Annotated in this window: 21 protein-coding genes and 1 pseudogene; 2 read left to right on the top strand and 20 right to left on the bottom strand. The window is 68.8% G+C overall.

The window, feature by feature from the left end; all coding sequences use genetic code 11:
- Positions 1–268: 268 nt before the first annotated feature.
- From nrdR to H570_RS0111385, 3 genes are all read right to left on the bottom strand, one after another.
- A complete protein-coding gene (gene nrdR / locus H570_RS0111375) occupies positions 269–802 on the bottom strand; it encodes a transcriptional regulator NrdR (RefSeq protein WP_027080845.1) in 534 nt (177 codons plus the stop codon).
- A gap of 96 nt (positions 803–898) precedes the next feature.
- A complete protein-coding gene (gene glyA / locus H570_RS0111380; RefSeq protein WP_027080846.1) occupies positions 899–2,167 on the bottom strand; it encodes a serine hydroxymethyltransferase in 1,269 nt (422 codons plus the stop codon).
- A gap of 192 nt (positions 2,168–2,359) precedes the next feature.
- On the bottom strand, positions 2,360–2,845 hold the full coding sequence (locus H570_RS0111385; RefSeq protein ID WP_027080847.1) for an RcnB family protein: 486 nt from the start codon (positions 2,843–2,845) through the stop codon (positions 2,360–2,362).
- A 218-nt stretch (positions 2,846–3,063) separates the two neighbouring features.
- Here H570_RS0111385 and ettA point away from each other — a divergent pair, with 218 nt between their 5' ends.
- Positions 3,064–4,725, top strand: a complete 1,662-nt coding sequence (gene ettA, locus H570_RS0111390) for an energy-dependent translational throttle protein EttA (protein WP_027080848.1) — start codon at positions 3,064–3,066, stop codon at positions 4,723–4,725.
- Positions 4,726–4,769: 44 nt separating this feature from the next.
- Positions 4,770–5,582, top strand: coding sequence for an orotidine-5'-phosphate decarboxylase (gene pyrF, locus H570_RS0111395; RefSeq protein WP_027080849.1), 813 nt, complete (start codon positions 4,770–4,772; stop codon positions 5,580–5,582).
- Between the two features lie 174 nt (positions 5,583–5,756).
- Here the strand turns inward: pyrF and pncB are convergent, their stop codons facing one another.
- The 17 genes and pseudogenes from pncB to H570_RS0111480 form a co-directional block, all read right to left on the bottom strand.
- Complete coding sequence (gene pncB, locus H570_RS0111400) at positions 5,757–6,929, bottom strand: nicotinate phosphoribosyltransferase (RefSeq protein ID WP_027080850.1); 1,173 nt, start codon at positions 6,927–6,929, stop codon at positions 5,757–5,759.
- Positions 6,926–7,795 (bottom strand): glycosyltransferase family 2 protein, encoded by an 870-nt coding sequence (locus H570_RS0111405; RefSeq protein WP_036136215.1) that lies wholly within the window; start codon positions 7,793–7,795, stop codon positions 6,926–6,928. Before H570_RS0111405 ends, pncB begins: the two co-directional genes overlap by 4 nt.
- A gap of 214 nt (positions 7,796–8,009) precedes the next feature.
- A pseudogene (locus H570_RS17335) lies at positions 8,010–8,843 on the bottom strand (glycosyltransferase); the annotation flags it as partial.
- Between the two features lie 19 nt (positions 8,844–8,862).
- Positions 8,863–11,088, bottom strand: coding sequence for a type II secretion system secretin GspD (gene gspD, locus H570_RS0111415; RefSeq protein ID WP_027080852.1), 2,226 nt, complete (start codon positions 11,086–11,088; stop codon positions 8,863–8,865).
- Between the two features lie 9 nt (positions 11,089–11,097).
- Positions 11,098–11,907 carry a hypothetical protein gene (locus tag H570_RS0111420; protein WP_027080853.1) on the bottom strand — a complete coding sequence of 270 codons (810 nt, stop codon included), beginning with the start codon at positions 11,905–11,907 and terminating at the stop codon, positions 11,098–11,100.
- Positions 11,897–12,517 (bottom strand): type II secretion system protein GspM, encoded by a 621-nt coding sequence (gspM, locus tag H570_RS0111425; protein WP_027080854.1) that lies wholly within the window; start codon positions 12,515–12,517, stop codon positions 11,897–11,899. The genes H570_RS0111420 and gspM overlap by 11 nt, the downstream gene beginning before the upstream one ends.
- Positions 12,498–13,676, bottom strand: coding sequence for a PilN domain-containing protein (locus H570_RS17340; protein WP_051176330.1), 1,179 nt, complete (start codon positions 13,674–13,676; stop codon positions 12,498–12,500). The genes gspM and H570_RS17340 overlap by 20 nt, the downstream gene beginning before the upstream one ends.
- The gene (locus tag H570_RS0111435) at positions 13,673–14,527 is read right to left on the bottom strand and encodes a type II secretion system minor pseudopilin (RefSeq protein WP_027080855.1); all 855 of its coding nucleotides are present in this window, start codon (positions 14,525–14,527) and stop codon (positions 13,673–13,675) included. The genes H570_RS17340 and H570_RS0111435 overlap by 4 nt, the downstream gene beginning before the upstream one ends.
- Positions 14,524–15,162 (bottom strand): prepilin-type N-terminal cleavage/methylation domain-containing protein, encoded by a 639-nt coding sequence (locus H570_RS0111440; protein ID WP_027080856.1) that lies wholly within the window; start codon positions 15,160–15,162, stop codon positions 14,524–14,526. Before H570_RS0111440 ends, H570_RS0111435 begins: the two co-directional genes overlap by 4 nt.
- A gap of 167 nt (positions 15,163–15,329) precedes the next feature.
- Entirely contained in the window at positions 15,330–15,740 is a 411-nt protein-coding gene (xpsI, locus tag H570_RS0111445) for a type II secretion system protein XpsI (protein WP_027080857.1), read from the bottom strand.
- A gap of 254 nt (positions 15,741–15,994) precedes the next feature.
- On the bottom strand, positions 15,995–16,468 hold the full coding sequence (gene xpsH / locus H570_RS0111450) for a type II secretion system protein XpsH (RefSeq protein WP_051176413.1): 474 nt from the start codon (positions 16,466–16,468) through the stop codon (positions 15,995–15,997).
- 165 nt (positions 16,469–16,633) lie between these two features.
- Positions 16,634–17,068 (bottom strand): type II secretion system major pseudopilin GspG, encoded by a 435-nt coding sequence (gspG, locus tag H570_RS0111455; protein ID WP_027080859.1) that lies wholly within the window; start codon positions 17,066–17,068, stop codon positions 16,634–16,636.
- Between the two features lie 104 nt (positions 17,069–17,172).
- On the bottom strand, positions 17,173–18,390 hold the full coding sequence (gene xpsF, locus H570_RS0111460) for a type II secretion system protein XpsF (RefSeq protein ID WP_027080860.1): 1,218 nt from the start codon (positions 18,388–18,390) through the stop codon (positions 17,173–17,175).
- 293 nt (positions 18,391–18,683) lie between these two features.
- A complete protein-coding gene (gspE, locus tag H570_RS0111465) occupies positions 18,684–20,405 on the bottom strand; it encodes a type II secretion system ATPase GspE (RefSeq protein ID WP_051176331.1) in 1,722 nt (573 codons plus the stop codon).
- Positions 20,406–20,576: 171 nt separating this feature from the next.
- Entirely contained in the window at positions 20,577–22,583 is a 2,007-nt protein-coding gene (locus tag H570_RS19145; protein WP_051176332.1) for a PA domain-containing protein, read from the bottom strand.
- Entirely contained in the window at positions 22,580–23,011 is a 432-nt protein-coding gene (locus H570_RS0111475; protein ID WP_027080862.1) for a post-PEP-CTERM-1 domain-containing protein, read from the bottom strand. The genes H570_RS19145 and H570_RS0111475 overlap by 4 nt, the downstream gene beginning before the upstream one ends.
- A gap of 73 nt (positions 23,012–23,084) precedes the next feature.
- The gene (locus tag H570_RS0111480; protein WP_027080863.1) at positions 23,085–25,046 is read right to left on the bottom strand and encodes a S8 family serine peptidase; all 1,962 of its coding nucleotides are present in this window, start codon (positions 25,044–25,046) and stop codon (positions 23,085–23,087) included.
- Positions 25,047–25,170: the final 124 nt, after the last annotated feature.

Genomic DNA, 25,170 nt, shown 5'->3' on the forward strand with positions numbered 1-25,170 from the left:
TCCAATGGTGATGGTGGGTAGCGCGGGCAGGATCCCTTGCCGCGGATCAACGCGAGCGAATCGGTGTGGACACGGACCCGACGGTGGACGGGCGGCTGCCAGCCGTCGCCTCGCGGGGACCGGCGAGCGCGTTGGCGCGAATCAACGACAACCGGTTGCAGAAGGGACCATCCAGCCCTGCGATCCTCGCCGCGCTTCACAACCGCTTCGCTGCTTCCCGATCCGCGCTCATCCGCGTTGATCCGTGGCAAGAACCCGGCTCGCACGCTCAGCGCTTCTTGCCCTTGTCCGCGTGCTTGTCGAACGGCACCACCTCGGCGCCGAGCAGCGGCAGCTGGCCTTCGCCCGGCAGGTCGCGCTCAAGCCGGTCGAGCTCTTCGCGGAAATCGGCCACATCCTCGAACGAGCGGTACACCGAGGCGAAGCGCACGTAGCCGACGTGGTCGAGCTTGCGCAGTTCGGCCATCACGAATTCGCCGACGCGGCGCGATCCCAGCTCGCGTTCGGTGGTCATGCGCAGCTGGTGGATCACCGCGCGCACCGCGGCCTCGATCTGCTCCTCCGACACCGGGCGCTTGTGCAGCGCGCGGTCGAAGCTCTGGCGCAGCTTGCGTGCGTCGAAGCCGTCGCGGCGGCCGTCGGACTTGATGATCGCCGGCAGCTTCAGCTCGATGGTTTCAAGCGTGCTGAAGCGCTCGCCGCAGGCCTCGCACTCGCGCCGGCGCCGGATCGTCGCACCGTCCTCGCTGACGCGCGAGTCGATGACGCGGGTATCCGAGTGCTGGCAGAAGGGGCAGTGCATCAGGTGACGGGATTGGGGATTGGGGATTCGGGATTCGGAGATGCGGCGGCCAGGGCTCTTGCGAATCCCCAATCCCCAATTCCCAATCCCGGCTTCTCAGCCATACACCGGGAACTGCGCGCACTGTCTGGTCACGTTTTCGCGCACGCCGGCGATGACCTTGTCGTCCTTCGGGTTGTCCAGCACGTCGCAGATCCAGTGGGCCAGCGCGACGCAGTCGGGCTCCTTGTAACCGCGCGTGGTCACCGCCGGGGTGCCGATGCGCAGGCCCGAGGTGACGAAGGGCTTCTGCGGGTCGTTGGGCACCGCGTTCTTGTTGACAGTGATGTGCGCCTCGCCCAGCGCGGCTTCCGCGTCCTTGCCGGTGATGCCCTTGCCGATCATGTCGACCAGCATCAGGTGGTTTTCGGTGCCGCCGGAGACGATCCGGTAACCGCGGTCGATGATCACCTTCGCCATCGCCTGGGCGTTTTTCACCACCTGCGCCTGGTAGGCCTTGAACTCCGGTTCCAGCGCTTCCTTGAACGCGACCGCCTTGGCCGCGATCACATGCATCAGCGGGCCGCCCTGGATGCCGGGGAACACGATCGACTGCAGCTTCTTCTCGATCTCGTCGGCCGCATCGCCCATCGCCGCTCGGCTGGCGACGATGATGCCGCCACGCGGGCCGCGCAGTGTCTTGTGGGTGGTGGAGGTCACCACGTGCGCGTGCGGCACCGGGTTGGGATAGACGCCCGCAGCCACCAGCCCGGCGACGTGGGCCATGTCGACGAACAGGTACGCGCCGATCTTGTCGGCGATGGCGCGGAAGCGCGCCCAGTCGACCACCTGCGAATAGGCCGAGAAGCCGGCCACGACCATCTTCGGCTTGTGCTCGAGTGCGAGGCGCTCGACTTCGTCATAGTCGATCAGGCCCTGGTCGTTCACGCCGTACTGCACGGCATTGAACAGCTTGCCGCTGACGTTGGGCTTCGCGCCGTGGGTGAGATGCCCGCCGTGTGCCAGCGACATGCCCAGGATCGTGTCGCCCGGCTGCAGCAGCGCCAAGTAGACGGCCTGGTTGGCCTGCGAGCCGGAGTGCGGCTGCACGTTGGCGTAGTCGGCGCCGAACAGCTGCTTGACACGGTCGATCGCCAACTGCTCGGCGACGTCGACGTATTCGCAACCGCCGTAGTAGCGCTTGCCCGGATAGCCTTCGGCGTACTTGTTGGTCAGCTGGCTGCCCTGGGCCTCCATCACCCGCGGGCTGGCGTAGTTTTCAGACGCAATCAGCTCGACGTGGTCTTCCTGGCGGCGGTTCTCGGACGCGATCGCCGCGGCCAGTTCGGGATCGTAGCCTTCGATACGGGCATCGCGCGGAAACATCGTCACTCCGGATGGGGGCGGGAACCTGCCAATTGTAGCCCGCGCCCCCGCGGGTGCGGCCATGGTGGCCGTGGAGCGCCCAGCCTCCGATCGCGACCGTGCGTGGTCGTTCCCGCAAAGCCCTTCCCGGGAAGGGCTTCCGACGAAAAAGGGCGCGCCAGTCGGCGCGCCCTCGGGTCGGACCCACCACCCTCAGCGGTGCAGGATCAGGTCGGTGATGATCCCGGTGGCCACCGCCACCAGCAGGAAGTCGCCGGCATCGCTGCGACGCCAGTAGTGTCCCCGCGGTGGCTGGCGCAGGCCATAGCCGTAGTAGTCGTTGACCACGTAGGTGCGGCCGTAGCCGGGGTCGTAATAGCGGTGGCCGCGCGCCCAGCGCGGCGGGCCGCGGTGGACGACGACCGGTCGCGGAGCGTAGTAGCGGTCGCGATGGATCACGCGTGGCGCCGGGTAATAGACGACGCGACGATCGTGGCGGCGGTCATGTCGGTAACCACGGCGATCGGCGCGGCGGTCGTAGCGGTCGCGGTCGTGCCGATCGCCACGGTAGCGGTCGTACTGGCCGTGGTGGTCGCGGTCGCGGTGGCCACGGTCGTGGTCACGGCCTGCCGCGGATGCAGGCATCGCGATGGCGGCCAGGGCGAGCAGCAGGGCTGCGAGTTTCAGCGGGGCATGCATGCGGCGATCCTCCACGGTTGTTTGCATGGCGTGAGCATGGACGACCGAGGCTGAATCCCGTCTACCCGCAGCGGTTGCGCGGGGTCCGTGTTCAGCGACCGGCAAGCCGGGCTCACCAGCCCGGCGGCGGCACCAGCCCGGTATAATTCCCGGTATCCCCGATTTTCTTCCCGCCAGCGCGAACCGCGCGGGTGCGGCCTGTCTCACCCGGAGCCCCCATGTCGCAATACATCTACACCATGAACGGCGTCAGCAAGACCGTGCCGCCGAAGCGCCAGATCATCAAGGACATCTCGCTGTCGTTCTTCCCGGGCGCCAAGATCGGCCTGCTGGGCCTGAACGGCGCGGGCAAGTCGACGGTGCTCAAGATCATGGCCGGCGTGGACACCGATTTCTCGGGCGAGGCGCGGCCGCAGGCCGGGATCAAGGTCGGCTATCTGGCCCAGGAGCCGCAGCTGGACCCGGAAAAAACCGTGCGCGAGGCGGTGGAGGAAGGCGTGGGCGAAGTGCTGCAGGCCCAGGCCGCGCTGGAACAGGTCTACGCCGCCTACGCCGAGGAAGGCGCCGATTTCGACAAGCTGGCCAAGGAGCAGGAGCGGCTGGAGGCGATCCTCGCCGCCGGCGACGCGCATACGCTTGAGAACCAGCTGGAAGTGGCCGCCGACGCCCTGCGCCTGCCGCCGTGGGACGCGGTGATCGGCAAGCTCTCCGGCGGCGAGAAGCGCCGCGTCGCGCTGTGCCGCCTGCTGCTGCAGAAGCCGGACATGCTGCTGCTCGACGAGCCGACCAACCACCTGGACGCCGAATCGGTCGAGTGGCTGGAGCAGTTCCTCGCCCGCTACACCGGCACCGTGGTGGCCGTTACCCATGACCGCTACTTCCTCGACAACGCCGCCGAGTGGATCCTCGAGCTCGACCGCGGCCGCGGCATCCCGTGGAAGGGCAACTACACCGAGTGGCTGATGCAGAAGGATGCGCGCCTGAAGCAGGAAGAGTCGTCCGAGAAGGCGCGCCAGAAGGCGATCCAGAAGGAACTCGAGTGGGCCCGCAGCAACGCCAAGGGCGGCCGCTCCAAGGGCAAGGCGCGACTGGCGCGGATCGAGGAACTGCAGTCGGTCGACTACCAGAAGCGCCAGGAAACCAACGAGATTTTCATCCCGCCGGGCGAGCGCCTGGGCAGCAAGGTGATGGAGTTCAAGAACGTCTCCAAGAGCTTCGGCGACCGCCTGCTGATCGATGACCTGAGCTTCATCGTGCCGCCGGGCGCGATCATCGGCATCATCGGCCCCAACGGCGCCGGCAAGTCGACCCTGTTCAAGATGATCACCGGCCAGGAAAAGCCGGACTCGGGCACGATCGAGATGGGCCCGACGGTCAACATTGCCTACGTCGACCAGAGCCGCGACAAGCTGGAAGGCAACCACAACGTCTTCCAGGAAGTCAGCGGCGGCGCGGACATCCTCAACATCAACGGCATCGAGATCCAGTCGCGCGCCTACATTGGCCGCTTCAACTTCAAGGGCCAGGACCAGCAGAAGATGGTCGGCACGCTGTCCGGCGGCGAGCGCGGCCGCCTGCACCTGGCCAAGACCCTGCTGCAGGGCGGCAACGTGCTGCTGCTCGACGAACCGTCCAACGACCTCGACATCGAAACCCTGCGCGCGCTCGAGGACGCGCTGCTGGAGTTCCCGGGCAACACGTTCGTGATCTCGCATGACCGCTGGTTCCTGGACCGCATCGCCACCCACATCCTCGCCTTCGAGGGCGACTCGCACGTGGAGTTCTTCCAGGGCAACTACCGCGAGTACGAGGAAGACAAGAAGCGTCGCATGGGCGACGATGCCGGCCCGAAGCGCCTGCGCTTCAAGGCGCTGAAGTAACCGCGACCGGCGCGTCCGTCACCGACCCGGAACAAGACCCCACGATGAGCTTCATACACTCACTCAGGCAGCGATGGGCGACATCCGGGTCGCTGGTGTGCGTGGGCCTGGATCCGGAGCCGGCGAAGTTCCCGGCCCGGTTCGCGGGCGACACCGACGCGGTGTTCGCGTTCTGCCGGGACATCGTGGATGCGACGGCGCAGTACGCCTGTGCGTTCAAGCCGCAGATTGCGCACTTCGCCGCGCGCGGCGCCGAGGACGCGCTCGATCGGCTGGTCGCACATATCCATGCGGCGCATCCCGACATTCCGGTGATCCTCGACGCCAAGCGCGGCGACATCGGCAGCACCGCGCAGCGCTACGCCGCCGAAGCGTTCGACCGCTTCCGCGCCGACGCCGTCACCGCCAATCCATACCTTGGCCGCGACTCGGTGCAGCCCTTCCTCGACCGCACCGACAGGGGCGTGGTGATCCTGTGCCACACCTCCAATCCCGGTGCAGGCGACTTCCAGGACCTGCTGGTCGACGGCCGTCCGCTCTACCAGCACGTTGCCGAACGCGTCGCCCGCGACTGGAACGGCCACGGCAACTGCGCGCTGGTCGTCGGCGCGACATGGCCGGAGCAGTTGCGCGAAGTACGCGCGATCGTCGGCGACATGCCGCTGCTGATCCCCGGCGTCGGCACCCAGGGCGGCGACGTCGCGGCCGTGGTGAACAACGGCCTTGCCGCGGACGGCGCCGGCCTGCTGGTCAGTTCCTCGCGCGCGATCCTGTATGCCTCATCGGGCGACGATTACGCCGAAGCCGCAATGTCAGCTGCGAAGTCGCTGCGCGACGAGATCAACCGCCACCGTTGATCACCAGGCCTTTGCTGGCGGCGGCTTCAGCCGCGAGCTTCCGTCAGGAACCTCGGCCAGTCGAAAACCGCGACTGAAGTTGCTTCCCCAGAATGAAGCGCTTCCCGGTTCACCCGGACCCTCGCCCGGGAACTCGCGGCCAAAGCCGCTCCTGCAGGCCCGCCTTCCCGCGTCCTAGCCGCCTTCGACCGGCAGCCCGAACACCTGTCGCAGGTATGCCAGATAACCGGGGTCGTCGCACATTCCCTTCCCCGGCGAATCGCTCACTTTGGCCACCGGCTGGCCGTTGCAGCGGACCATCTTCATCACGATGTTCAGCGGCGTCGGGCCAAGGTCGTTGGTCAGGTTGGTCCCGATGCCGAAGGCGACCTTGCAGCGATTGCGGAAATGCGCATGCAGGAGCAGTACCTTGTCGATGTCCAGGCTGTCGCTGAACACCAGGGTCTTGGCACGCGGGTCGATCCGCAGCGACTGCAGGTGCGCGATCACCCGCTCGCCCCAGGCGAACGGATCGCCGGAATCATGGCGGATGCCGTCGAACAGCTTGCAGAAGTACAGGTCGAAATCACGCAGGAAGGCCTCGATCCCGACCACGTCCGACAGCGCCACGCCGAGATCGCCGCGGTACTCCTGCGCCCACGCCTCGAATGCGGCCTTCTGCGAATCCACCAGCCGTGGCCCCAGCGCCTGGAAAGCCTGCAGGAACTCGTGCGCCATCGTCCCATGCGGGACAAGGTCGAACTCGCGCGCGAACAAGACGTTGCTGGTCCCGGCGAATTGCGGACCGAGCGCATCGCGCAGCAACGGCAGGATCCGCGCCTGCCAGTCGCGCGAATAGCGCCGCCGGGTGCCGAAGTCACTGATCGTGCAGGCGGGCTCGGCGCGCAGCCGCGCGATCTTGGCGTCGAGCCGGCGCAATCCCTCGGCTTCGTCGGCGGGCGACTGGTGGCGGAACCAGACTTCGTTGACGATCGCCAGCAACGGTACCTCGAACAGGATCGTGTGCAGCCACGGCCCCTCGACCTCCAGCACGATCTCGCCCGGCATCTCGTTCGACGGCTGGAGTACGACACGCTTCGCATCGAGATGGAACAGGCCGAGGAAGTCCACGAAGTCCGGCTTGAAGTAGCGCAGCCCGCGCAGCCAGGCGAGTTCGCCGGCTTGCAGGCGCAGCGTGCACAACGCGTCGATCTCCGCGCGGATCTCGTCGACGTGCCTTGCCAGGTCGATGCCCGGCGTGCGGCATCTGAAGCGGTACTTCGCGTGCGCCGCCGGGTGCTGGTGCAGCACCGCCTGCATCATCGTGAACTTGTACAGGTCGGTGTCGAGCAAAGACTGAACGATCACGACGCACCGGTCCGGAGGTTCGCGGCCAGGATAGCCGGAAACCGCGACGTCCAATGCAGCCAGATCGCCAGCCAGACGCCAGCGCGAACGGCAACGTTGCGGCGCGGCGCCTCGAACCTGCGGAAGTAGCGCCAAAGCCCGCGATGCTTGTGCCACTCCGAAAATCCTGGCCGCGATCGGCTGGACACGCCGCGCACGTGCACCACGCGCACGTCGTTGGCCACGGCGACGGTCGCGCCCGCGATCCGCGCACGCCGGCACAGGTCGAGGTCCTCGACGTGCAGGCGGTAGCCTTCGTCGAAACCATCGATCCGCTCGAACAGCACGCGCGGCAGCAGCATCAGCGCGCCGGAGATCGCCTCGACTTCCTGCAGCGCACGCGTGTCGTCCGCCGCCACGTCGAGCGGCCGGCCGCTGCCGGAGCGCAGCGGGCCGCGCAGCATCGCGCCGAAGTCGGGATCGTTGCGCCGCGCGGCACCGTCGCGCACGCCTGACGGATCGACCAGATCGGCACCGAGCAGCACCTCGCCTTCGCATGCCCGGGCATGCGCGAGCAGGCGCGCAAGCGCGTCCGGTTCCACCAGGCAGTCGGGGTTGACGAAGGCCAGCCACGGCGCGTCGCTGTCGCGTGCGCCCTGGTTGCAGGCAACGGCAAAACCGGGGTTGTCGGGGTTGCCGATGAAATGCACGCGCGGATCGGCGGCGGCGTGGCGCTGCACGATCGCCAGCGTGTCGTCACGCGAACCGTTGTCGACGACGCGGACCTGCGAGACACCGGCCGCCGCGCGCAGGCGCGACAGGCAGTCATCGATCGTGGCGGCACTCTCGTGGGTGACGACGACCGCGGCGGTGCCGTCGCCCGTCAGTCCTTCGATCGATTCCGCCATCGGCTCGCCGGTCATGCTCGACGCGCCCATGCTAGCGGCCTCCGGCGCGCTGCGAGGCTTCGACTGCGCCCGCTTCGTCCGATGCCGGCGGTTCATCGGTTGGAGCCTCGCCGGGACTTCCTTCGTCGCCGGCCGACGGCTCGACGCCGGTTTCGACGCCATCCGCACCACCCGCGTCATCGTCCTCGTCCTGCGCGGAGAACAGGTCGCGCTGTGCCGCCGGCGCATCCACTTCCCGCTCGCGCTGCGACAGCGCTTCGCGCATCGCGGCCAGCGGATCGTGCATCAGGAAGTTCGCCAGCCGCGCATGCCACGCCGGCCAGCGCGCGGCCAGCACGTCGAGGTCGCCGTCGGCGGGACCGCCTTCGCCGCCGCGCGCGACGAAGGCGGTTTCACACAGCGCGTTGCGCCAGCCCAGGCCCGACAGCCGCAGCGACAGGTCGATCAGCGCCGCGTACCACGACGCGTAGCTCGCGGCGTCGAGTCCGCCGGCCTTTCGCCGCGCGCTGCCGCGCAGGATCACCGCGTGGTCGACCGCAGCCGGCAGCTCCGGGTGCCGCGGCGGCATCGACGCCGCCGCCCGCGCCACGCGCCCGAGGTCGGCGGGAATCGCCATGACCTCGCCGCAGCGCGGCCACGCGGCGGCTTCGCCGGCATTGCACCAGGGCGTGGCGGTGGCGATGGCGGCATCCCTCGCGAAGCAGGCGGCCAGCTGCACCGCCCAGCCCGGTGCGGGGATCGCATCGGGTGCCAGCACGATCACGTCGGCGTCGCCGCAGGCCTGGAGCATCTCGTCCAGGTGCGCGACCTGGCCGATCGACCGCGGGCGCCGCGTGTAGTCGGCGCGCAGCGGCGTGCGCGCGATCCAGCGCTCGATGATCGCGTAGCCGCGCGGCCCCGACTGCCCATCGTCGGCCAGCCACACCCGCGTGCCCGCGGGCGTGCCGGCATCCAGCGCGGCCAGGCAGGCATCGAGGGCGTCGTCGTCGACGCCGACCGGGAGCAGCACGACCGGCAGTTCCGTCATGCGGCGCCCCGCGCGTGCATCACTTCTTCCGTTTCGGGTTCAACGGTTCCATGGCGCGGAAGCGACGGCTGTATTCGTCGGTCAGGTCGGCGGCTTCCTCTGCGCTGCGGATGATGACGGGCGTCAGCAGGATGATGACCTCGCTTCGGCCCGTACTCGACTTCTGCTGGCCGAACAGGCCACCAATGATCGGGATCCGGCTGAGGCCGGGGAAACCACTGGAGCCGCGCCCTACTTCGTCGCGAATCAGGCCCGCGAGCATCACGGTGTCGCCGCTGCGTACCGCGGCCTCCGTCTTGAGCTTGCGGGTGTCGACGCGCACGTTGCCGTTCTTGTCCGGCACGTTGCCCGGCGTGCTGACCTCCTGCACGATGTCGAGGAACACCATGCCGTCCTTGGTCACGCGGGGGCGCACGTTGAGGATGGTGCCCGTTTCCATGTACTGCACGTTGTTGTAGACGCCGGTGCTGCCGGTGCCGGGATCGAATGAAACCGAGGAAATCGGGATCTTGCTGCCCACATTGAACGTGGCCTCGGCGTTGTTCCGCACCATCACCGAAGGCGACTGCAGGATCTGCACGTCGGTCACCTCGTCAAGCGCATTGATCACCGCGGCTGCATTGCGGCCAAGGAAGGTCCAGCTCAGTCCGCCTCCCGTGGTGGTGGCGGGCAACACGCTGCCGGCAATGGTGCTCCAGGTGTCACGACCCACGGCATTGGGCAGGCCGGCGTCGGTCACCGCCCGTTCGAAGTACCAGTTGACGCCGTACTTGAGATCTCCGGTGAGCGTGACCTCGGCGATCTGCGCTTCGATGTGCACCTGCATCGGCATCACGTCGAGACGCTCGACCACGTCGCGGATCGACTTCCACGCGCGCGACGTCGTGCGCACCAGCAGGGTGTTGGTCTCGTCGACCGCCGACACGCCGACGCGGTCGCCCTCGACTTCCAGCGTCACGCTGCCGTTGCCACCCTGGCGCGGATTGAGGCGCAGCGAACCTTCGCCCAGGCCACCGCCCGCGCCCCCGCTGTCGCCCCCCATGCTGCCAACGTCGCCTGCGCCCAGCGAATCGCCGTTCCTGTCGCCGCTGCCCGAACCGCTGATGGAGTAGGCGTCGGAACCGGGCATCAGCGAAACATTGCCGTCGCCACCGGTGCTCCGGCCGCCACCACTGCTGCCGCCGCCGAACACCTCGGACAGGCGGTCGGCCAAGTCCTTGGCCTTGATGTACTTGAGCTCATACGAGAACAGCTGCACCCCGGCGCCGGCGCCGTCGATGCGCTCGAGCCACTGCTGGATCTGGTCGAGGTAGCTGGCCTGCGGGGTGATCACCAGCACCGCATTGGCGCCTTCCAGCGGCATGAAGCGGAACATGCCGGCGACCGGCGTCTTGCTCTGCTCGCCGAACACCTTCTCCAGATCCTGCACCACCTTGCTGGCCTTGCCGTTCTGCAGCGGGAACACGCCCACCGACATGCTCGACATCCAGTCGACGTCGAAGATCCGGATCGTGCGCAGGTAGTTCTCGAGTTCGGTGCGGCTGCCGGCGACGGTGATGACGTTGCGGCCCGGATCGACGTTGACGATGGAATTCGGACGCGCGTAGGGCTTGAGGATCTTCTCCATCTCGGTAGCCGAGATGTACTGCAGCTGCACCACCCGCGACTCGAACCCGCGCGCATTGACCGGCGAACCGGTGCGCGGCGCCACCGCGCCGGTGGCCATCGCGGTGTCGGCCGGCACGATGTTGTAGCGGCCGTCGCTGTAGATCATGCGGGCGTTGTTCCAGCCCAGCACCATCTCCAGCAGGCTCAGCGCCTCGGCCGGGCTGACCGGCTTGGAGGTCACGTAGGTCACCGTGCCCTGCACGCCCGGCGCGATGACGTAGTTCTGGCCCAGCATGTCGCCGAGGATCGCCTTGATCACCGCCTGCAGCGATTCACCTTCGAAGTTGAAGGTGGTTTCGCCGGTGGTGCCGACGAGGTTGGGCGGCGTCGAAGCGGCCACCGCGCTGTTGATCGTCTGCCCGCTGCCGCGGCGGATCTGCGCCTGCGGCAGTCCGGCGTCGGCCGCGGCCAGTTCCTCGGCCACCACGGGGCCTGCCGCACTCGCGTGGCCGGCACCGGCCACGGCAGCACGGTCGCCCTGCCGGCTCAGCTCGGGGGCGGGCATCGTGGAGCAGCCCGCCAGCAGGGTGGCGAAGAGGGCGGCGGCGAACGCCTTGATCAGGGAAGGTTGATTCATGCGTGCACTCTACGGTTTGTTGCCGGGCGAGGACGATTTCATCTCGTCCTGCCGCAGCTTGGCGCGCCGGGCTTCGATGCGCTTGCGGATGGCTTCGATCTGGTCGGACGACGCGCGGTTGTCCGGTTGCCCGGCCTTGTCGGGGGGCGTGCCCGGGCGCTGCGTGCCGGTGCCGGCCGTGCCGCTCGCGACGGGCATCGGTGTCCCCATGCCCGCGTCGTCGACCATCGGCGGCGCTTCGGCCGCGGGCGACGCGGCGTCGGCATCCATTGCCGACGCCGGCGTCGGTGTCGACATCACCGTCGGCGGCGCGCCGCCCTCGCCGTTGAAGACCCGCAGGTCGAGCTTTCGTTCGCCCTCGGGGCCCTCGAACACGGCCTTGCGTGGTTCCAGCGAGACCAGCCGCCAGCCCGGCGCGGATTCGGGCGCGTTGCCCACCCGCACCCGCACCGGGTCGCCGCCCTCGGCGGGCTGCAGGATGGCCATGCGGAAACCGGGCGCGATCAGCACGCTGGTGAGCACGTAGTCGAAGCCGCGCTTGCCGTCGTCCTCGCCGTCGGGATTGATCACGAACGGCTGCGGGCGACGGTTCTCGGAGAACAGCGGGCGGCGTCCGATCTCGGCGTACTGCGGCAGCGGGCCTAGGCGTTCGGGCGGCGGCTTGCCGGCCTGCGGCAGCGGCTGCAGCAGGGCCGGATCCTCGGGCAGCGACGCCACGCTGCCGCCCATGCCCAGCAACGCCAGCAGCCAGGCGCACAGCGCCCAGGCCGCGGTTGCGCCGAGCAGCCAGGTCTTGGCGCTGGCGCTGTCAGCGCGCATCGGCGGGCGCTCCCGGCGGCGGCTGCAGGTAGCCGTAAAGATCGAAGCTGGCGTCGAGCCCACCGCTGCCCTGCCCGTCGCCGTTGGCGCGCGAACGGAAACTGCCCAGGGTCAGTATGTTGAGGTTGTCGACGAACAGCCGCGGCGAACCGCCTTCCAGCGAATGCAGCACCGCGGCCAGTTCGGGATTGCCGCAGCGCAGCCGCACCTGCACGGCGACGCGCGGGAAGCGCTGCTGGCGTGCCTCGGTCAGCGGCGAGCGGTTGATGATCGCGCAGCTGCGGTTGCCGGGGCTGGCTTCGAGCACCGCGGTCTCGAGCCGCTGCACCAGCGCCGAGGTGGCCAGTTCGGGGCTGCGCTGGGGCATGAACCCCGGCATCCGCGCCGATTCCGCCCGCAGGGCCTGCAGGCGCTTGCTCACTTCCGGCGCCTGGCGCAGTTCCATGCGCGCGCGCAGGTCGCGCTGCTGGAGGTCGCCGATGCGGCCGTCGACTTCCAGCATCGGCAGCGTCCACCACGGATGCACGAGCACCAGGTAGGCCAGGCCGAGCAGCGCGGCGAGGATGCCCAGCGCCAGCCAGCGGTCGCGGTCAGGGTTGGCGGCGCGCATCGGCCTTGCCTCCGTCAGTGGCAGGCGCGGGCTCGATGGCGAGCTGCGCGGTCATGGTGAAGCGGTCGCGGTGGGTGCGCGGGTCGGGCTGCAGCGCGCCGGTCAGCGCCGGCGAGCGCCACAGCTTCGAGGTTTCCAGCTGCCCGACCAGCGCCGAGGCCTGGCTGCTCTGGCCGATCAGCAGGATCTGGTCGCCCTCGATCGAGAGCTTCTCGAGATACGTCGAATCGGGCAGCCGGCGGCCGAGTTCGTCGAGCACCTCCACCGTCGTCGGCCGCGCCGCGCGGGTGCGCTGCAGGAACGCCATGCCTTCGACCAGGTCGACCAGCTGGCGCTTTTCGGTGGCCACCTGGCGCGCCTGCCGCGCGCGCGCGTCTGCCTGATCGGCAAGGGCGTCGGCCACGGCGCGGCGGTTGGCGAGCACCTGCCACATCGCCATTGCGACGGCGGCCACCGCCAGCGCGGCGAACGCCCAGTTCCACACGCGCCACGGGTCAGCGCGACGGTGTCGGCGGGCGCTGGCCAGCAGGTTGATGTTCAGCGGCCTGCCGTCGTCGCCGGCCATGTCGACGCCGGCGATGGTGCCGTCCAGGCTGCCCAGCGATGCCAGCGCGGCGTCGAGCGTAGCCCGCGGCACGGCGACGAGTTCGGCTTCGATCTGGTCGCCGCTGCGCGACACCACGCCCGCATCGAAATGCACGTCGGCGGCGGCGAACGGCGTCTGCCGGTCGATCTCGAACGCGACCACGTCGCGCAGGCGTTCGGCAGCGGCGGCGGGAAACGCGAGCCGGCGGCGCAGCCCGGCACCGGCGGGCAGCAGCAGCCAGCGCGGCTTGTCGGCCACGCGCGGCGCCAGCAGCGAGGCAAGCAGTTCGTCGCCCTGCGCGGCTTCGTGCCCGGTCCACGGCAATGCCGCGATGTCCTGCACGCCGTCGCCGCGCTCCAGCGCCAGCCGCAGCTCGCTGCCGGCCAGCTGCAGCAGCACGCGCTCGTGGGCGAGCCCGAGCAGCGTGCGCAAGCGCGGCGGCAGCCAGCTGGCGAGCGCCTGGGTCCACCAGGTCCAGAATCCGCCGAGGCCCGGGCGCAGGCGGCCGCCCGCCCGCCCGAGGCGCTGCCGGAGCGAAAGGGTCGCAGACTGGTTGTCGACTGCCGCCGTCATCGTGGTGCCGTGGCTCCCTGTTCCCATCGCAAAGCGGTGTATGTCGAACCGGGTACGGTTCCGATCCCCGCGCGCACGACGACCCTCAAGATTGCCTGACGGCCATTCGGGAGCCGCGCGCGGCTGTCGATACTATACGTGCCGCTGCCGCCACCCAAGAACGCGTCTTCCGGCGATGGTGCGCGGGCATTGCGCCTGGCAAGGATCGGAGCCGGATCCTCGCCCATCGCCTGCAGCACCGGCGCCGCGGCGAACTGCGGATCCGGACGCCCCTGGCCGCTGTAGACGGTCAGCAACGGCGCCACCTTCGCGTAGATTTCCGGGGTCATCCCAAGCACCTGCTCGACTTCGGCCACGGTGTCGAACGGCGCATCCTTGGCACCCCACGGCAACCCGGCGCTGGCGTAGGCCGGGTCCTCGGCGCCGCCCTGCGGCTGGGTGAGGTCGTCGCTGTCGCGCCAGTCGGCGATCGCCGCGGCGATCGCGCCCGCATCGGCCTGGTTGACGCCGAGCACCGTGAACAATCGCCCCAGCAGGTCGACATCCGCCGCGTTGAGGTCGACCTTGCCGGATTCGTCTACCACCTCGATCCGCACGTGCGCGCCGCCGAACGCCCAGTCATAGGGCCGGCCATCGGGTTGCCAGCGCTGTTTCGGATCCGATTCGGCCAGCCGGGTCAGCGCGTACTCCACGCCCGCGCGCGCGGCCTGCTCGGCGACCACGCCGCGGCTGAGCGTGCGGCCCTGCAGCTTCTCCATCTGCGCGGTCAGCGCGAACGCGCCCACCACCGCGGCCAGCAGCATTGTCAGCCACGTCACCAGCAACAATGCGATGCCCCGCTGGCGCCTCACTGGAACAGTCCTCCGCTGCCCGCGCCGGCCTGCGGCAGCGCCACCACCAGCGACGGCCAGCTGCGGCCGTCGGCGTCGACGATGTCGATCGAAACCTGCAGCGGCAGCTGGCCGGGCGATTCCCACTGGTCCCGCCATTCGCCCAGCGCGTTGTCCTGGTCGAGCCCGCGGTAGCGGAAACGCACCTCGGACAGTCCGGCGGCCAGTGTTTCCGGCGGCCGCGGCCGGCGCTCGGGCAGCAGCTGCGCACCGGCGACCATGGTGAACGACACCGCCAGCCGATGGCTGGCGCCATCGTCGAACAGCTCCACGTCGTGCAGGTGCGGGCCGCCGCGGCCGAGGTAGTCGGGCAGGTCGGCAACGAAGCGCATGCGCGTGGGCTCGCCGATGAAGCGGATCTGCTCGCCGGTGTCGGGCAGGGTTTCGAAGCCGATCGGCAGCGCCGAGGCGATGCGTCGGCGCAGGAACCCCTCGACGGCGCGCATCCGCTCGCTGCGCTGCGACAGCTCTTCGCCGCGCTGCGCGGTGGCGGTGGCCGCGCGCACGGTGGCGAAGGCGAGCGCGAGCCCCGCGGCGAGCAGCGCGGTCGCCAACAGCACTTCGACCAGTGTGAAGCCCCGCCCCCGCGAACGCACCGACCTGGCACCGATGATGCCCCGTCCCCGCGAGCTGACCGACACGACATCAATGATGCCGTCGGAACCGCTTGCACCAAAAAATCGCCGGGGCCTTGCGTCCTGTAGCCGCTCCCACGGGGACTGCTCCCGCAAAGCTCGCGATTCCCGCCCGCCGGTCCGCGTCGTCATAACGCCTCCGGCTGCGCCAGCCGCAGCGACTGCAGGTCAAGGCGCTGGCGCGGGCCGCCGTCGCCCCATTCCACGCGCAGCTCCAGCAGCATCAGCCGCGGCGCACCCGGCTCGATCGTGTCGCGCGCGCGCCGGGTAGGGTCGACGTAGGGATCGATGCTCAGGTGCCAGCGATAGCGGCCGCCTTCGAACTCGCCGTCGCGATCGCCCGGCCGCAGCGCCTCGCCGACGCCCACCTGGTCGAGCAGCGACTGCGCATGCATCGCCGCTCGTCCGGCATCGGCGGACGCACGCACCTCGCGCGTCGACCCCGACAGCGTGCCCAGCAGCAGCGTCAGCGCCAGCGCCAGCACCGCGAAGGCGATGATGACTTCGAGCAGGGTGAAGCCCCGCTCCCGCGAACGCACCGACCTGGCACCAATGATGCCCTGCCCCCGCGAACCAACCGGTACGACATCAATGATGCCCCGCCCCCGCGAGCCGGCCGGTATGGCCGCAATGATGCCGTCGGAACGGCTTGCGCCAATGAATCGCCTGGGCTTTTCCGCACCGTGCCGCCAACAATGTCGCAGGGTTGACGTCGGTCCGTCTGGTTGAATCATTGCGAGCCGATGACGGGCCAAGACGCGTCTTGCGCCAGTCCCCGGTTTCCAGCCCCCACTCACGGCCCACGCTCCGCGCGCTTCAGCGTCACCTCTCCGGTCAGCCAGGCCACGTCGACGTTCCACGCCGTGCTGCCGCTGCCCAACTGCACGCGGCCGCCGGTGGACGCGCCGTCGTCGAAGAACACGATCGCGCCCACGCCCGCCTCCGGCTGCACCTGGCGCGCGCCGGTGAAGTTGACATCGAGCGCGGCGGGAATCTTGCCGTGGCGTCCGTTCGGCGCCTGCCAGGCGTGTCCGCGCGGGTCGATCGTGAAACGCTGCGGTACCCCGCTCGCGATCGCCTGCGCGCGGGTGTAGCGCAGGTTGGCGGCGATCTGCTTGCTGCTCGACTGCAGCTGCATGCGCTGGGTGCCGCCGGTGGTGGCCATCGCGCCGAGCAGCACCGCGGCGGCAATGATCACCATCACCACCACCATTTCCAGCAGGGTGAAACCGCACTGCGCTGAACGCACCGGCGCGGCAGCAATGATGCCTCGCGCCCTGTTGCCTTCCGAGGTTGCGGAAACAATCCCGTCGGAACGGCTTGCGCGAATGAATCGCCAGGTTCCGGGAGGCCGACCGGCAGTCGAAGGCTCGGCGCGAAACGGACGCGTCATCGCTGATTCAACGCACCTTGTTCGCGCAACGCCTGCACATCACTCGTACTTGATGTCGGCGTCGACGCTGGTGCCGCCATCCTTGCGGTCGGCGCCCAGGCTGATCAGGTCGAAGCCGCGATTGTCGCCCGGCACCCGGTACAGGTAAGGCGTGCCCCATGGATCCTTGAGCGCCGCCTCCTTCGCGTACGGGCCAAGCCAGCCGCTGACGTTCGCCGGTTGCCTGACCAGGTCCTCCAGCGAATTCGGCAGGCTGCCGGTGTCCATCTGGTAGGACTCGACCTGCTGCGCCAGCGTTTGCACCTGCGCCCTTGCCAGGTTGTGGTTGGCGCGATCGCCGCCGCCGAGAATCTTGGTGGCCGCGAAGGCGACGATGCCGCCGATCAGCACGGTGACGATGATGATCTCGATCAGGCTGAAGCCCGCCTGCGCGGCGGGGCGCGGGGAGCGGGTGATGGAACGCTTGTTGCGCATGGTGGGGATTCCTCCTCTTTTGCGGATGTGCCTGCAGGTCATTCTGGACGACCGCGCGGATGTCCCGCGGTCCGGTGGTCCCGCGGGAGCGGGGCTTGCGTCCATCAGGAAATCGAATTGGTCAGGTCGTAGATCGGGATCAGCACCGCCAGGATCACCGCGCCCACGATCCCGGCCAGCAGCAGCGTGATCACCGGCACCAGCGCGGCGAGCATGCGGTCCAGCGCCTGCCCGGTTTCCTGTTCGAAGGTATCGGCGGTCTTGAGCAGCATGGTGTCGAGCGCGCCCGACTCCTCGCCCACCTGGATCATCTGCAGCGCCAGGCGCGGGAAGCGCTTGCCCTTGGCCAGCGCGGTCGACAGGCCAACGCCGTTCTTCACGTCCTCGGCCGCGGCGGCGACGTCGCTGGCCAGCGAGCGGTTGAGCAGCACGTTCCGGCCGATGCCGATCGCGGTCAGCAATGGCACGCCGTTCTTCAGCAGCGTCCCCAGCGTGCGCATCAAGCGGGCGGTATCGAGCTTGGCGACCAGCGAGCCGGCGAGCTTGCGGCCGAGGATCCATTCGTCCAGTCGCGCGCGGAAGGCGGGATCGCGGCGCTTGCGGTCGAACCACCACAGCAGCAGCGCAGGCACCGCCAGCACCACGATCCACCAGTCGCGCACGAACAGGCCCAGGCCGAGCACGAGCCTGGTGAACCACGGCATCGGCGCGTCCAGGCTCTCGTACATCGCGGCGAACTGCGGCACCACATAGCCGAGCAGGAACAGCAGCGAGCCGCCCACCATCACCAGCAGGATCGCCGGATAGATCAGCGCGTTGACCACGCGCCCGCGCAGCGCGTTGCTGCGCTCGTAGTAGTCTGCCAGCCGCTGCAGAGTGTCGTGCAGGCTGCCGCCGGCCTCGCCGGCGCGTACCATGTTGATGTACAGGCGCGAGAACGCGCCGTGCTGGCGTTCCAGCGCGGTGGACAGCGACGCGCCTCCGCGCACCGCGTCGCGGATGTCGGTCACGGTGCGCCGCGCGGTTTCGTCTTCCGGCAGTTCGAGCAGGATCGTCAGCGCGCGATCCAGCGGCTGGCCTGCGCCGAGCAGGGTCGCCAGCTGCTGGGTGAACTGCACCAGTCGCTGGCCTGCGAACGACTTCGGCTTGAACAGCGCCCGCCACGCCGGCTCGCCGCCGCCTTCGCTGGCCAGCCTGGCCTCGATCGGCAGATGCCCCTGTTCCTGCAGCCGCAGGACCACCTCGGCGTCGCTGGCGGCTTCCATCTGGCCGTTGAGCGCCTCGCCGCGGGTGTTGAGCGCCTTGTAGTGGTAGAGGGGCATGGAATGGGGATTGGGGATTGGGGATTGGGGATTGGGGATTGGGGATTGGGGATTGGGGATCGGGAATCGGGAATCGGGAATCGGGAATCGGGAATCGGGAATCGGGAATCGGGAATCGGGAATCGGGAATCGGGAATCGGGAATCGGGAATCGGGAAAGGCTATCGCTCCTGGTGGTCAGCCCCGCGGCGTTCAACAGACGACAGTCTGGTCACGCGGGGATGACAGCGAAGCCTGCGCCTTGGCGGGAATGGCGGAGCAACAGAGCCCTCGCGGATTGCTGGATGGCGCGCATCACGCGTCCTCCGTCACCCGCAGCACCTCCTCGATCGTCGTCTCGCCCGCCAGCGCCTTGGCGATGCCATCCTCGTACATCGTGCGCATGCCGGCCTGGCGAGCGATCTGCTCGAGTTCGCCCATGCCGGCGTGGCGCATCACCGCGCGGCGCAGCTCGTCGTTCATCACCAGGAATTCCATGATCGTGGTGCGGCCCAGGTACCCCGTGGGCGCGATCGCCGAGCCGACCGGGCGATACAGGAAGATCTCGCCCTCGGGCTGGTAGCGGCGCAGGCCGAATTTCTCGATTTCCTCCGGCGAGGCCGGGTAGCGCTCGGCGTGGGTACGCTCCAGCCGGCGCACCAGGCGCTGGGCGAGGATGCCGTTGATGGTGGACGTGAGCAGGTAGTCCTCGACGCCCATGTCGAGCATGCGGGTGATGCCGCCGGCGGCGTTGTTGGTGTGCAGCGTGCTGAGCACCAGGTGGCCGGTGAGCGCGGACTGGATCGCGATGCGCGCGGTCTCGAGGTCGCGCATTTCGCCGATCATGATGATGTCGGGATCCTGGCGGACGATGCTGCGCAGCGCGTTGGCGAAGTCCAGCCCGATCTGCGGCTTGGCCTGGATCTGGTTGATGCCCTCGATCTGGTACTCGACCGGATCCTCGACTGTGATGATCTTGACGTCGCTGGTGTTGAGCTTGCTCAGCGCGGTGTACAGCGTGGTGGTCTTGCCCGAACCGGTGGGGCCGGTGACCAGCAGGATCCCGTGCGGCTGCTCCAGCACCTTCTGGAACTGCGGCAGGAAGTGGTCGGTGAAGCCGAGCCGGTGGAAGTCGAACACCACCGTCTCGCGGTCGAGCAGGCGCATCACCACGCTCTCGCCGTGCGCGGTGGGCACGGTGCTCACGCGCAGGTCGAGCTCCTTGCCCTGCACGCGCAGCATGATCCGGCCGTCCTGCGGCAGCCGGCGCTCGGCGATGTTGAGCCGCGCCATGATCTTGATGCGGCTGATCACCGCGGCGGTGAGGTTGGTGGGCGGGCTTTCGCCTTCCTCGAGCACGCCGTCGATGCGGTAGCGCACCTTCAGGCGGTTCTCGAACGGTTCGATGTGGATATCGGACGCGCGCATCTCGACCGCACGCTGGATGACCAGGTTGACCAGGCGGATGACCGGCGCCTCGGAGGCGAGGTCGCGCAGGTGCTCGACGTCATCCATGTCGCCCGAGGTTTCGCCGTCGGCGGTCTCGACGATGGTGCCCATCGCGCTTCGGCCCTGGCCGTGCCAGCGCTCGACCAGGTCATCGATCTCCGAACGCAGGCCAACGCACAGCGCGACATCGCGGCCGGTCGCGAGCCGCACCGCGTCGATGGCGTAGCGGTCGTAGGGATCGGCCATCCACAGCAGCAGCCGGCCTTCGTCCTCGCCCAACGGGCACAGGTGGAACTGCTTGAGGAAACGCAGCGACAGCGGCTGTGCATCGGACAGCAGCTCCGGCGGCGTTTCGGGGGCTTCCCTGCCGGCCAGCAGCGGCAGCTGCATGACCTCGGCGCAGGTCTCGGCATGGTCACGCTCGGAGACCAGCCCGAGCCGGCCGAGCAGCGACAGCAGGTCGTTGCCGGTTTCCTCCTGCAGGCGCCTGGCGCGCGCCAGGTCCGCGTCCTTCAGGCGGCCTTTCGCGAGCAGGGCGGCGACGATGCGTTCGTCGATCCCGGCGTCGAGGCCCTGTTGGCTTGCCATGGTGTCTGCTGCCGCGTTCACGTTCCGCTCCGGCATGGGGAGTCGACTTTAACAGCTTGCGAAACGCGCCGGCCGCCGTTCGCGGCGGCTTGGCCCGGCTGCGGTTCACGCACAAAAAAGGACCCCGGCCGAAGCCGGGGTCCCGGGTAACGCCGACCGGGACTCCGGTCGTTACTGGCGCGCGACCAGCGTCAGGCCGCTGTAGGCGCCCGTCAGCTTGATGTAGTACGTCCCCGCCGTCGGGGCGGTGAAGCGCACGGTCTCGCTGTTGCCGACACGGGTCGACTTGCTGTCATGGACGTCCGCGGTCGGCTCCTCGCCGAGGCTGACGTACATCGACACGTTGCCGCTGCCGCCGTAGGTCATGATGCTCAGCACCGCACCTGCCTGGGCCTCGAAGCTGTAAAGCACTTCGCTGCCGGCCGTCCCCGTCAGGCCACCCACCGGCACCTTGTTGGTCAGCGGCGTGGCCACCGGGCCGCACTGCTCGGTTTCCGGGTCGCACGGCGGTTCTTCACCATTGCCCCACTCCGCGAACTGAGCGGAAGTGGCTTCGTCCGTGAGGCACGCCATGACCGAAGTGTGCTGCGCGTCGGTGATCACCTCGGCGTCGGCAAGCACGTCGACGTGGCCGCGGATCTCGTCGCGATAGACCGCGACATCGGCCGCCTTGCCGGCGAATGCCCTGGCGCTGGCGTAGATGTTGGCGCCCGCAATCAGGCCACCCTGCACGCTGGCAGGCACGCCGGTGTCGCAGGTGAGCAACATCTGGTTGCCGCCATTGACGCCCCAGCCAATGTCCTTGAACAGCGCGGGCGTCAGGTCGACCATGACGTCGGCCGACAGCGAGTCGTTGATGAACGGCTCCATCAGCGCGTTCGCCGTCAGCCTCGTGTCGTAGTGCGAGAACGACGAACCCTGTGCAAGCACCGTCGGCGCGTACAGCAACACGTTGCCCTCGGCGTCGGTACCGCTCATGCCCGGCTTTTGCACCAGGCCTGCGGTCACCGGCAGGTTGGCCTTGAAGGTCGTACCGACCGACATGGGCACTCCGATCACCGGGATGGTGATCGACGCGTCCTCGCCCGCCGGGATGATGCCCTCCTCGACGTTGTTGGCGATGATCAGGCCGGTGGCGCCGCCTGCCTGGGCGTTCGCTGCCTTCTCGGTGAACGCGCAGGTGCCGCGATCGAGCAACGCCAGCTTGCCGGACACGCCCGGCACCGGCGCACCGACACCGCAGCCCAGGTTGTTGGCCCCGCTGGAGACGGCCACGTCGCCGGAGAAGTTCGCCGGGGTCGGCGCGGCGCCGAACTGGGCCGCGTTGTAGGCGTAATCACCGACAATCGCCGCCGGCGCACTCACCGAGAACGCGATCTCCGGGCTGAGCACCAACGGTGCTTCGCTCTTGACGTTGTCGCCGGTGAAGACCAGCCGGGTGTCGTCAACCGCAGCTGCCTGGCGCTCGGCATTGGTCATTGCCGTCCACGCCTTCCCGGATCGGTTGCTCTTGACGAAGACCGAGTAGATGTCCTGCCGGCCCTGGTTCATCGCGCCCGTGGCCAGGTTGTTGAACCCGGAGAAGCCCAGGCCATGCGACATCTCGTGCATCACCACGTCGAGCAGGCTGATCTGGCTGTCCGGCGCATTGCCGTCGATGCCGAAGTACCAGCCCGACGCGCTCATGCAGCCGGGCTGGCCCAGCTTGCCGTTGAACCGGCTGATGATGTCGGGCGTGTTGGGCGGCAGGTCGTTCTCAGCCCCGGCATCCGTACCCAGCAGCGCATCGGTCAGCGCCGAGTGGTACCAGGTGTTGGCGAGCGCGCCGGCCGGCGCCGGGTCGTTGAAGGCGAAGATGTAGTTGGTGCCGGAAGACCCCAGCACGCCCGATGTCTCGCTGCAGCTGAGCGGCTGGAAAGTGACGGTATTGAGGATCTCGACGTCGCTGTCGAGCACCGAGCCCCACAGGTCGGCCGCGAACTGGAACACGATGCGCGCCTGCTCGCCGCGGGTGGTGCCCGCATTGCCGCCGATCGGGGTGGCCGGCGTCGGGTCGTCGAGACCCTGGCCGGTGCCCGCATCGAGGTTGACGACGGTGATCGTGGAGTCGGCGTGGGCGACGGTGGCCTGCATCAGGCCGGCGGCGAGCAGCGCGGTATACAACAAGGTGCGGTTCATTGCGTCACCTCCTGCGCCTGGGCACGGCTTTCGCCGTCACCTTCGTGGCCGATGCTGATGGTGCCGTCGGCATTGCGATGCGCGGTGAGGTAGTTGAACTGGCTGTCCGGGACCTGCATCGACATGCCGATCCTGCCCCTCCTGTTGACCTTGAGCGTGGAAAGCGCTTCGGCCTCGGTACGCGGCCGCTGGCCCGCCACCGGGCGCGTCGCCTGCAGGCTCTGCGAGGTGTTGGCGAGCGCCTTGCGCTCGGCGGCAGTGGGTGCGCGCAGGCGCCCGGTGGCCGGGTCGATCGCTGCCTGCACGCCCTGCTGCGCAACGGCCGCCGGCTTGGCCTTGGACAACGGCTGTGCCGCCATGGCGGCGCCGCTTGCGGCGAGCGTGGCAACGGCCGCAACGGCCACCGCCCCCATCAGTTTCTTCTGCATCGCTGGTCTCTCCCTTTGAAAGAATGAACTGAGCTCGCCCGGGCCGGATGTCACCGGCCCGGGCACCGATCGTTTACTGGCGTGCGACCAGTGTCAGGCCGCTGTAGGTACCTGTCAGCTTGATGTAGTACGTCCCTGCCGTCGGGGCAGTGAAACGCACGGTCTCGCTGTTGCCGGCGCGGGTCGACTTGCTGTCGTAGGCGTCCGTGGTCGGCTCCTCGCCGAGGCTGACGTACATCGACACGTTGCCGCTGCCGCCGTAGGTCATGATGCTCAGCACCGCACCTGCCTGGGCCTCGAAGCTGTAGAGCACTTCGCCCGCGTTGCCCGCCAGGCCGCCCACCGGCACCTTGTTGGTCAGCGGCGTAGCCACCGAGCCCGGCGGATCACACTCCTCGGTTTCCGGATCGCACGGCTCTTCGACGTTGACCGCCGCAGCGACCGCAGCCGCGGCATCGACGATGCCCGCACCGATCGGACGGTCCGGGGCGATCTGCGGCGTCCTGGCGGTCGACTGCAGGATCGACAGCACCTCATCCGGCGTCAGCAGCGGCAGGTCGGCGTCGAGGCGCGCGCCCTGCATCAGCGCAACGATGCCGCTGACATGGGGAGCCGCCTGCGAAGTACCGGCCATGCCGCCGTATGCGGTTGCCGCATTTATCTCGCCAACCGGGACCGGCGTGGTAGCGCCGGGATTCTTCGCCTGCCAGACGAAACCGTCGTACGCCTGGCTGCCCGAGCTGCCGTCATTGGCGTACACGCCGCCGCCCGGCGCCGAGATCTCCACCGCGCTGCCGTAGTTGGAGTAGTAGGCGCGCCTGCTGGTCACGCCGTTCGATGCGACCGTGATCACGCCCGGGCAGCTGGCCGGCGAGTAGTTGCCGGCATCGGCGCCGCTGTTGCCGGCCGACACCACCACCACCGCGCCCAGCGACCTGGCCTGCGCGATTGCCAGGGCGGCATCGTCATCCGCGGCGCAGGCACCGCTGCCGCCGAGGCTGAGGTTGATCACCTGCGCCGGGTTCTGGTTGTCCGGAACGCCGTCCACGTGACCGCCTGCCGACCACACGATGGCGTCGTTGATGTCACTGTCGTAGCCACCGCAATGCCCCAGGACGCGCACCGGCAGGATCTTGGCGCCGTGGGCAATGCCCGACTCGCCAACGCCGTTGTCGGTCAGCTCGGCACCGGCGGTGCTGGAGACATGCGTGCCATGCCAGCTGCTGTTGGCCGGCGGCCGCGAGGCGCTGACGCACTGCGGATCGGTGTTCCACGGCGCGGTGTTGGTCCAGCTGCCCAGGTCCCAGCCGCCGGCGGCACGACCGTCGGTCGCACGGCCCGACACATAGCTGTCGGTGATGAAGTCGTAGCCGGCGTCGCCGAGGGAGGTATCCACGTCCGGGTGGGCGGTGATGCCCGTGTCGAGCACCGCGATCACGATGCCGGTGCCATCGGCGACATCCCAGGCGGCGCTTACGTTGGCGCCGCCGTAGTTGGCGACCCCGTTGTACGTCGGCGTGCCGTTCGGGGCCATGAAGTGCCAGTGGTCTTCGGCAAAGTAGGGGTCATTCGGAACGTAGGCGGGCTGCGCCGTCGCATGACGCATCCTGTCGATCGTCACCTTGGCGACATTCGGGTCCGCGGCGAGCTGGCGCGCGAAGGCCTCGGCCGAAGCGCGGTCAAGCTTGCTCGACAGGCGGATCAGGTCCGAGCCGGTGGCAAGCTTGCGCATGTAGGTCACGCCAACCGCAGCGGTCGCGCCGCTGGCGGCGCGCGCCCGTGACAGGCCTGCGCGGCTCAGGGCCGTGGTGGCGTTCTTCACCACCGCCGCCTTGTTGTTCCTGGCCGTCGCCCCATCGTGATAGCGCACGATGAAGCGGCTGAATGTCTCGGATTCACCCACACCGCTTGCATTGACCTTGGGCGCCTCGCCCATCCCCAGCTTGTTCTTCTGCGCAGCTACGGCCGAAGTGCTGGCCAGGATGCCTGCCACGACCGTGGCGAGAACCGTAACTGCGAGCTTTTTCTTCTTCATCGAATGGACCCCGGATAATTTGTGGTTGATGCGGATGGTTGAACTTGTTTTTCCGTAGCCGGCCAGTGCTCGCATGCTGGCCGCGTCCCCGCCCGGTACGGAGTGGGAGCAATCAGGTTTAGCG

The sequence above is a fragment of the Luteimonas mephitis DSM 12574 genome (assembly GCF_000422305.1).
GTDB lineage: Bacteria > Pseudomonadota > Gammaproteobacteria > Xanthomonadales > Xanthomonadaceae > Luteimonas > Luteimonas mephitis.

What these genes read in the sequence shown, in the direction of transcription:
- ettA (WP_027080848.1), top strand. Translation starts at nt 3,064, where the DNA reads ATGTCGCAATACATCTACACCATGAACGGCGTCAGCAAGACCGTGCCG.
- H570_RS0111475 (WP_027080862.1), bottom strand. Translation starts at nt 23,011, where the DNA reads ATGCAGAAGAAACTGATGGGGGCGGTGGCCGTTGCGGCCGTTGCCACG.
- gspD (WP_027080852.1), bottom strand. Translation starts at nt 11,088, where the DNA reads ATGAATCAACCTTCCCTGATCAAGGCGTTCGCCGCCGCCCTCTTCGCC.
- pyrF (WP_027080849.1), top strand. Translation starts at nt 4,770, where the DNA reads ATGAGCTTCATACACTCACTCAGGCAGCGATGGGCGACATCCGGGTCG.
- H570_RS0111480 (WP_027080863.1), bottom strand. Translation starts at nt 25,046, where the DNA reads ATGAAGAAGAAAAAGCTCGCAGTTACGGTTCTCGCCACGGTCGTGGCA.
- glyA (WP_027080846.1), bottom strand. Translation starts at nt 2,167, where the DNA reads ATGTTTCCGCGCGATGCCCGTATCGAAGGCTACGATCCCGAACTGGCC.
- H570_RS19145 (WP_051176332.1), bottom strand. Translation starts at nt 22,583, where the DNA reads ATGAACCGCACCTTGTTGTATACCGCGCTGCTCGCCGCCGGCCTGATG.
- gspM (WP_027080854.1), bottom strand. Translation starts at nt 12,517, where the DNA reads ATGCGCGCCGCCAACCCTGACCGCGACCGCTGGCTGGCGCTGGGCATC.
- gspE (WP_051176331.1), bottom strand. Translation starts at nt 20,405, where the DNA reads ATGGCAAGCCAACAGGGCCTCGACGCCGGGATCGACGAACGCATCGTC.
- H570_RS17340 (WP_051176330.1), bottom strand. Translation starts at nt 13,676, where the DNA reads ATGACGGCGGCAGTCGACAACCAGTCTGCGACCCTTTCGCTCCGGCAG.
- nrdR (WP_027080845.1), bottom strand. Translation starts at nt 802, where the DNA reads ATGCACTGCCCCTTCTGCCAGCACTCGGATACCCGCGTCATCGACTCG.
- H570_RS0111420 (WP_027080853.1), bottom strand. Translation starts at nt 11,907, where the DNA reads ATGCGCGCTGACAGCGCCAGCGCCAAGACCTGGCTGCTCGGCGCAACC.
- H570_RS0111385 (WP_027080847.1), bottom strand. Translation starts at nt 2,845, where the DNA reads ATGCATGCCCCGCTGAAACTCGCAGCCCTGCTGCTCGCCCTGGCCGCC.
- xpsF (WP_027080860.1), bottom strand. Translation starts at nt 18,390, where the DNA reads ATGCCCCTCTACCACTACAAGGCGCTCAACACCCGCGGCGAGGCGCTC.
- gspG (WP_027080859.1), bottom strand. Translation starts at nt 17,068, where the DNA reads ATGCGCAACAAGCGTTCCATCACCCGCTCCCCGCGCCCCGCCGCGCAG.